This window comes from Tolypothrix sp. FACHB-123, from assembly GCF_014697075.1.
GTDB lineage: Bacteria > Cyanobacteriota > Cyanobacteriia > Cyanobacteriales > Nostocaceae > Aulosira.
Map to the genome: position 1 here is coordinate 1 of NZ_JACJRE010000129.1, position 5,507 is coordinate 5,507.

Here is a 5,507-nt window from a genome sequence, read left to right on the forward strand (position 1 = left end):
AAACTTAGGTGCTAACAAAGTTTCATCCCTTGATTTCCAGACTGCTCTCTAAACTAAACTGTTTAGTTTGCACTTGGTGACAGCTTCGCCAGCTCTTCCCCAAAGAGGACGAGATCAATTTCGCCTTGTACTTCAACACCACCATCACCGCTTGCTCTCGCTGCAAGTGCAAAAACTCCAACACACTATCCCCAGTCGGCGGTAAGCCTGTCATCTTGATAAAAAAATCTTTCAAATCTTTCTCGTAAGCCCGCCGAGTATTAGGGTTGCGCTTATCAGCCAACAACTGCGCCAACACATCGGGGTCGCCTTGAAGCTCTGCGTCAAAATATCTAGTTATTGGCGCATCTAAACACGCTTCTAACTCAACTTTAACCAGATCACCCCATCTTGGCTCGTTAGGCATAAATGCTTACTTACTCGTTATTGATAATACAACTTTCCAATAACGTACATCATACAACCACAGGGAAGAGCATAAATGTTTACACCCCGGTAGAAGCTAAATATTTTTTGCGGAAGTGGTTGGGTATTATTTAGCTATCTTGAGTATGTAATTTCCTGCTTTGATATCAAAATTGATAGCTAAAAGTGGGGTATGTGGTGCAGCAGTCTTTGGGCTACGTCAGTTTACAAACCACCAGCCGCAGCGAGGCTTATATATACGGTGTCTGTACCAGTTTCTATACAAGTTCTCTTGTAATGCGATCGCTTCCCCCGTTAGTTCATGTGCGAATGGCACTAAGAAAAGCTCTAAGCCATACAGGATAAGCGCTACAAATTTTAAAGCTATTAAACATTGTCGGGACGGGGCAGGCGATTGTCCTTGATGAAGTGTTGCGATCGCAAAAGTTTTCGGTCTACTGACCGTCTGACTGATGTTGATTGGTTTTTGGTGTTTATTAATAAGCTAAACTTATCCTTTATTCAAAGCTATCAGCTTTTGCACTTTTCTTCAAAAACGGTATCACAGACTACTATTTTTTAGCGATCGCAGAACTTTTCGGTCTACTGAAGTTTGTTCCTGGTTACGCCAGGAGCGGTGTTGGGATGCCTGTGGCAGTAAACTATGCTATGCCTAACTCTAGACAGTGCAAAGATGTACGGGTTGTCCAAAAAATTTTTAGGTAGGAAAAGCTTACTCGTTCATGAAATACTTTCAAAAAGACGAGCAAGCAAACATCATAAATACTACTGTGACACTACGAGTACAAATTCTCAAGGATAAATTTAATCAAAGTCTGGGACTACCTTTTAAAGAATTATTGCCGGAATCTGCAATTAAGCAAGCAATCTCTGAGCTAAAAGTTTAGCTGTTTGGGGAATTCGCCAACGGTATCCGAATCTCGGTGCTATGCCCAATTTAAATGACGATTAGCTTACCGCTGTGCGGAAGTAAAAAGTCACAGAGACGCGATTAATCGCATCTCTACTCACAAGGATTGTATTGCTTGCTTTTACACCATGCTGTACTAGTTCAGAGTTGGGCAGTTATTTAACGTAAATTTTTATACTGCTATAATGATTTAATTTACTGTTTACGGCACTTTAATGATATGAGCAGAGCTTCTCAATGGGACAAATAGGGATAAATGACCTCACTAGAGTTGGAAATGCATTCTCAGCTTGTCCTATTACGTAATCTGGCTTAAGAGCATATCGCTTGAATGTCTAAACTCCAGCCAATGTGGATTTGTTTATGAACTCCCATAAACGTTTATACTTCCTTGCTTCTCTTGCTTGTCTTTTGGTAATTCTTAGTAGTTGCTTACAATCTCCACCTCAACCCCTACGAGTAGGTGGGAATGTTTGGCCAGGCTATGAAAGCCTCTATTTGGCGAGCGATTTGGGCTATTACAACAATAACCAGATTCAATTAGTAGATTATCCTTCGGCAACGGAAGTTAGTCGAGCCTTGCGTAATGGCGATCTAGAAGTGGCCGCCTTGACCTTAGATGAAACACTTTCCGTGGCAGAGACCAATCATGATGTCCGGGTGGTGCTGATTACCGATGTGTCTGCTGGGGGGGATGCAATTCTTGCCAAGCCAGGAATTGAGACGTTGGCAGCATTAAAGGGGCGGCGAGTGGGAGTAGAATCTAATGCCCTGGGTGCGCTTGTGATTACACGGGCGTTGGAACAGGTGAATTTGTCTCCCCAGGATCTAAAGATTGTCTCTCTGGGAGTTTCTGAACACGAGTTTGCCTTCAAGCAGGGATCTGTGGATGCAGTGGTCACCTTTGAGCCTGTTCGGTCTAAGCTCCTGAAGATGGGAGCAAATTTATTGTTTGACAGCAGGCAAATTCCAGGGGAAATAGTAGATGTATTAGTTGTACCACAAACAGTTCTGGAAAGTCAGAGAAAGCAGCTTGACGTGCTGATACAGGGCTGGTTTCGTGCCCTCGATTATCTAAACAAGCATCCTGAGGATGCAGCAAAACGGATGGCTCCTCGGCAAGGCTTAAACCCGAAGCAATTTTTGGCCACGCTGGAACTGCTTCATATCCCAGACTTTCAGGAGAATCAACAATTGCTCAGTAAAGCCGATCCCAAGCTGCTGAACGTGTTACGGAAGTTATCTAAACTGATGCTTGAAAAAGATTTATTGAAACAAGCAGTTCAGGTAGAGTCACTATTGGATGATCGTCTGGTGAAAGCGTTGCCATAGCCATATCGGTAGTCTTTTTTAATCAAAGATGAGGTAAAAGAACATCCTTTCAAGCAATTGATTGTTTCTACCGAATCGTTGACTGTAGTCAGAGAACTACCTCCACATATTGAACTCTTTTTCAAAAATAAACCCACGAAGCCTCTATGAAGCGTTTTCCATTTCCGTTACAATATTCGATTCCAGTGACTCTGTTGTTGTTCAGCAGTATTGCTGGTTTCTATGCTTTCCAGCAGGAAGTGTCGATGGCAAATCGACGGGTGGAGGAACAAACGATTCAAAAAGCCAAGTTTTTAGGCAGCAAAACCTCTGCGCTGTTGGAGTTTATTTACCGAACTCATAACGATAAGTTGGCTGATCTAGAAAGTGCCAATCTCGTAGTTAGTCAGCTGGGGGGAGAGCCGAATTTAAAACTGGCGGTGTTGCTTGATGAGAATGATCGGGTTATCTTAGCGACCCATTATAAGTTGCGTAGTCAGCATTTAAGGGAAACACCGTTAACAAAGGAGGCTCAAAACAGTGCTTGGTTGTCCCAGTCCAGGAAAACCCTAGCGGGACAGGTCGAAATCGCCCAGGATCGGAAGAACCTAGCTGTCTTTTATCCCGTAAGGTTTAAGCCAAAATCAGGTGAACTACGTTCGTCGCGAATTGGCGTTCTGGTGTTGGAATACGATTTGTCTGCCCAGGAACAACAAGCGTGGCAGTTTGCGTTGCAGCGATCATTGCAGACAGGTGGCATCTTAGTGTTGCTGAGTGCGATCGCATGGTTATTCTTTGAAAGAACTGTAACCCGCCGAGCGGCTCATCTGGTTGCGGTCAGCAACAGTTGGGGTGGCGGGAATCTGAGTGAGCGAACCCAATTGCAAGGGTCAGATGAACTCGCACAAATTGCTGTTGAGTTTAACCAGATGGCGAATCAGTTACAGCAAGAGACTCAGAATTTACGCGAAGCCAATCGCAAGCGAGAAAGTGCTGAAGAAGCCTTGCGACAAGTCATTGAAGGGACGGCCGCCGTTACGGGACAAGACTTTTTTCCGGCGTTAGTGACCCATATTGCCAAAGCCCTGGAAGTTCGCTACGTTTCGGTTTGTCAGGTAACTCCTGAGGGGTTCCAGGTACTAGCTTTTTTTGCGGATGGAACTCTGCAAGCCCCAGAATTATTCCACAAACTATTCCCCTGCTTGACAGAGGCCTGGCAACCTGGACAATGTTGCATCCCTGAGTCAATCAAGATACTCTACCCAGATCAAGCTTTGTTTTCAGAATTAAACATTGAAAGTTACTTGGGGGTTGAACTACAAACAACCGAGGGTAAACCCATTGGCAATTTGTGCATTTTCCACGATCACCCCTTACTCAATCCTGAATGGGCCAAGACACTCTTACGCATCTTTGCAGCTCGCGCTGGCTCTGAGCTAGAACGCTATCAAACTTCTCTGGAAGTGGAAAAACTTAATAATGAACTCGAACAACGGGTACAAGAGCGTACTGAACAACTACAAGAACGAGAACTACAACTGCAAGCGACCAATGCAGAATTGTTGCGAGCGACTCATCTTAAGGATGAATTCCTGGCCAACATGAGTCATGAACTCCGAACTCCCCTCAATGCCATTTTAGGGATGTCCGAAAGCTTGCAAGAACAGATATTTGGAGCCATTAACGAAAAACAAGAATTTGCTTTGAAAATGATTGAACGCAGTGGTTCACACTTACTTGAACTCATTAACGAAATTCTTGACTTGGCCAAAATTGAATCGGGTCAAATTGAGCTGGATTATCAACCAACTGCGATCGCACCACTGTGTCAATTAAGCCTTGCTTTTATTAAGCAGCAAGCTTATAAAAAACGCATTCAGGTTGAAACTCAACTGCCTGAGTATCTGCCAAACTTAATGGTAGATGAACGACAGATTCGTCAGGTTTTACTTAATTTACTCAATAATGCGGTGAAATTTACGCCGGAGGGCGGGCAAATTACACTCAAAGTTGAGTATTTTCCGGTGTCTACACCTATTGCAGAAAGAGCGGTTATCCCTCAGTCCCTAACAGACGAGCTAAGTTCTCTGTGTTGTGTGAGGTTTTCCGTGCAAGATACTGGAATTGGCATTGCACCTGAAAATATCCATAAACTCTTCCAACCTTTCATCCAAATTGATAGTGCGCTCAACCGTCAGTACTCTGGTACAGGTTTAGGTTTAGCGTTGGTGAAAAATATTGTTGAGCTACATGGTGGAGAAGTCGGTCTCACTAGCGAAGTAGGGATCGGAAGCTGTTTTACCTTTACGCTACCCTGTGTAGAGAATCATTCTATAGTCGCCACACCGACAATTCAGTCAGAAACAACTTCTGAATCTAGTCAGCTCTTGGATCTAGCACACAAATCACCCATCATTTTGTTGGCTGAGGATAACGAAGCTAATATTGCTACAATTTCCAGTTACCTAACCACAAAAGGCTATAAAATTCGCCTTGCTAAAAATGGTCGAGAAGCATTAGAGCAAGTTCTAACCGAACCTCCCGATCTAATTTTGATGGATGTGCAAATGCCAGAGATGGATGGCTTAACAGCAATGCAAAAAATTCGTCAAATTCCCGAGCTTGAAATCGTCCCTATGATTGCCCTGACTGCATTGGCAATGAAGGGCGATCAAGAAAAATGCTTACAGGCTGGAGCGAATGATTACCTGAGCAAACCTGTAAAACTCAAGCAGCTTGTAACTATGATTCAGAAGCTCTTAGGGACTTCCAGAAAATAAACTATTCCATTAACAAGAATGATAATCATTTTAAGGGGGGAATGAAGGGGCTGCCGTCGGCAGCCCCTTCATTCCCCTTT

Annotated in this window: 5 protein-coding genes; 4 read left to right on the plus strand and 1 reads right to left on the minus strand. The window is 43.7% G+C overall.

The genetic code is table 11. The annotated features are described in order from the left end of the window. Positions 1-22 precede the first annotated feature (22 nt). A complete protein-coding gene (locus tag H6G41_RS34015) occupies positions 23-406 on the minus strand; it encodes a hypothetical protein (protein WP_306790461.1) in 384 nt (127 codons plus the stop codon). Positions 407-603: 197 nt separating this feature from the next. Here H6G41_RS34015 and H6G41_RS34020 point away from each other — a divergent pair, with 197 nt between their 5' ends. From H6G41_RS34020 to H6G41_RS34035, 4 genes are all read left to right on the plus strand, one after another. Beyond that, positions 604-771 carry a hypothetical protein gene (locus H6G41_RS34020; protein WP_190752752.1) on the plus strand — a complete coding sequence of 56 codons (168 nt, stop codon included), beginning with the start codon at positions 604-606 and terminating at the stop codon, positions 769-771. 377 nt (positions 772-1,148) lie between these two features. Then, a complete protein-coding gene (locus H6G41_RS34025; RefSeq protein WP_190752754.1) occupies positions 1,149-1,313 on the plus strand; it encodes a hypothetical protein in 165 nt (54 codons plus the stop codon). A gap of 386 nt (positions 1,314-1,699) precedes the next feature. Further along, positions 1,700-2,668, plus strand: a complete 969-nt coding sequence (locus tag H6G41_RS34030) for an ABC transporter substrate-binding protein (RefSeq protein ID WP_190752756.1) — start codon at positions 1,700-1,702, stop codon at positions 2,666-2,668. A gap of 146 nt (positions 2,669-2,814) precedes the next feature. Next, the gene (locus H6G41_RS34035) at positions 2,815-5,427 is read left to right on the plus strand and encodes a response regulator (RefSeq protein ID WP_190752758.1); all 2,613 of its coding nucleotides are present in this window, start codon (positions 2,815-2,817) and stop codon (positions 5,425-5,427) included. Positions 5,428-5,507 lie beyond the last annotated feature (80 nt).